This is a genomic window from Streptosporangium sp. NPDC006930 (genome assembly GCF_040635605.1).
Lineage (GTDB): Bacteria > Actinomycetota > Actinomycetes > Streptosporangiales > Streptosporangiaceae > Streptosporangium.
Map to the genome: position 1 here is coordinate 1 of NZ_JBEYID010000063.1, position 2,873 is coordinate 2,873.

Genomic DNA, 2,873 nt, shown 5'->3' on the forward strand with positions numbered 1-2,873 from the left:
GCGGTGTTGCGGCCCAAGGTGGACGCGGCGTGGAACCTGCACGAGCTCACCCGTGACCTGGACCTGTCGGCGTTCGTGATGTTCTCCTCGGCCGCCGGAGTCTTCGGTGACGCGGGACAGGGCAACTACGCCGCCGCCAACGTCTTCCTCGACGCGCTGGCGGCGCACCGCAGGGCTCAGGGGCTGGCCGGGCTCTCGCTGGCCTGGGGTTTCTGGAACCAGCGCAGCGGCATGAGCGCCCATCTGGACGACACCGACATCGCGCGCATGGAGCAGTCCGGTGCCCGAGGCCTCTCCTCCGAGGAGGGGATCGCCCTGTTCGACGTGGCCCGCGCCTTCGACGAGGCGCTGCTCGTGCCGATCCACCTCGATCTCGCCGCGCTGCGGGCAGGGTCCGCCGCGCCGCCGGCGTTGCTGCGAGGACTCGTCCGCACCCCGGCCCGCCGCGAGGTGACGGCGTCCGCCACCCCCGCGTCCGGCGGTGACTCTCCCCTGCGGCGGCAGTTGGAAGGACTCCCCGAGGCCGAGCGGGACCGCGTGCTCGTCTCCCTGGTCCGCACGCAGGCCGCCACCGTGCTCGGTCACACCGACGCCGACTCGGTGCCGCCAGGCCGCGCCTTCAGGGAACTGGGCTTCGACTCGCTCACCGCCATCGAACTGCGCAACCGGCTCAACACCGCCACCGGCCTGCGCCTGCCCGCCACCCTCGTCTTCGACTACCCGACCCCGGAGGTCCTGGCCGAGCACCTCAGGGGCAGGCTGCTCGGAGCCGGAGTCTCCGCCGCGCACGCCGAGCCACCCGCACCGGTCTCGGCGCCCGCGGACGACGACCCCATCGTGATCGTCTCCATGAGCTGCCGCTACCCCGGCGGCATCGACTCGCCGGAGGCACTGTGGCGGCTGCTGGCCGAGGGCAGGGAGGCCGTCTCCGAGTTCCCCGCCAACCGGGGCTGGGACCTGGAGCGGCTCTTCGACCCCGACCCCGCCCGGCACGGCACCAGCTACGCGCGCGGCGGCGGCTTCATGCACGACGCGGGCGAGTTCGACGCGGGCTTCTTCGGTATCTCGCCGCGCGAGGCCCTCGCCACCGACCCGCAGCAGAGGCTGCTGCTTGAGGCGTCCTGGGAGGTGCTGGAGCGCGCGGGGATCGCCCCCGACGCGCTCAAGGGCAGCTCCACCGGCGTGTTCGTCGGAGCTTCGAGCACCGGATACGCCACCGGGCTGGCGAAACTGCCCGAGGGCGTCGAGGGCTACCTGCTCACCGGCAACTCCAGTTCGGTGATGTCCGGCAGGGTGGCCTACGTACTCGGCCTCGAAGGCCCGGCCGTCACGGTGGACACCGCCTGCTCGTCGTCGCTGGTGGCACTCCACCTCGCCTGCGACTCCCTGCGACGGGGCGAGAGCACGCTCGCGCTGGCCGGCGGTGTGACGGTGGTCTCCACTCCCGAGCTCTTCGTGGAGTTCAGCCGCCAGCGCGGCCTCGCCCCCGACAGCCGGGTCAAGTCCTTCGCGGACGCCGCGGACGGCACGGTGTTCTCCGAGGGCGTCGGCATGGTCGTCCTGGAGCGGCTGTCGGACGCGCGTCGTAACGGTCATCCGGTGCTGGCGGTGGTGCGGGGCAGCGCGGTCAACCAGGACGGTGCCAGCAACGGCCTGTCGGCTCCGAACGGCCCCTCCCAGCAGCGCGTCATCCGCCAGGCGCTCACCAACTCCCGTCTCGCGCCGTCAGACGTCGACGCCGTGGAGGCGCACGGCACCGGCACCACGCTCGGCGACCCGATCGAGGCCCAGGCCCTGCTCGCCACCTACGGTGAGGGCCGCTCCCCGGAGCGTCCGCTCTGGCTGGGCGCGATCAAGTCCAACATCGGCCACACCCAGTGCGCCGCCGGGGTCGCGGGCGTCATCAAGATGGTGCTCTCCATCCACAACGACATGCTCCCGCGTACCCTCCACGTGGACGCGCCCACCTCGCACGTCGACTGGTCGGCGGGTGCGGTGTCGCTGCTGACCGAGCCCGTCGAGTGGCCGGAGAACGGTCACCCGCGCCGCGCGGGTGTGTCGGCCTTCGGTATCAGCGGTACCAACGCCCACGTCATCATCGAGCAGGCCCCTGCCCCCGTCGACACCGACATCGACAGCGGCATCGGGAGCGACACCGGTGCCGAGGTCGAGGTCGAGGTCGTGGAGTTTGCCGGCGGGTTGCCGTTGCCGTTCGTGGTGTCGGCGCGCGGCGAGGAGGCGTTGGGTGCGCAGGCCGCGCGTCTGGCCGGGCACATCGAGGAGCGGCCGGAGATCGATCTGCTGGATATGGCGTACTCGCTGGCGACGACGCGTGCTGCCCTCGATCATCGTGCGGTGGTGGTGGGTGGGGACCGTGAGAGTGTGATGGCCGGGTTGTCGGGGTTGGCCGGCGGTTCGGGTTCGGGTGTGGTGCGGGGTCGGGTGGGTGACGGCCGGGTGGCGGTGTTGTTCACCGGTCAGGGGGCGCAGCGGGTGGGGATGGGCCGGGAGCTGTATGAGCGGTTCCCGGTGTTCGCGCAGGCGTTGGACGCGGTGTTCGCCGAATTCGAGCCGCTGCTTGAGGGGTCGTTGCGTGAGGTGTTGTTCGCCGAGCCGGGGTCGGTGGAGGCGGAGGCGCTGGATCGGACGGGGTGGGCGCAGCCGGCGCTGTTCGCGGTGGAGACGGCGTTGTTCCGGCTGGTGGAGTCCTGGGGAGTGCGGCCGGATGTGCTGGCCGGTCACTCGGTCGGGGAGATCGCGGCTGCTCATGTGGCGGGGGTGTTGTCGCTGAAGGACGCGTGTGCGTTGGTGGCGGCGCGGGCGCGGTTGATGCAGGCGTTGCCTGCCGGTGGGGCGATGGTGTCGGTGCGGGC

General features: G+C 72.1%; 1 protein-coding gene. It reads left to right on the forward strand.

The annotated features are described in order from the left end of the window. A partial coding sequence (locus ABZ664_RS39340) for a beta-ketoacyl synthase N-terminal-like domain-containing protein (protein ID WP_362522381.1) occupies positions 1 to 2,873 on the forward strand: 2,873 nt, incomplete at both ends.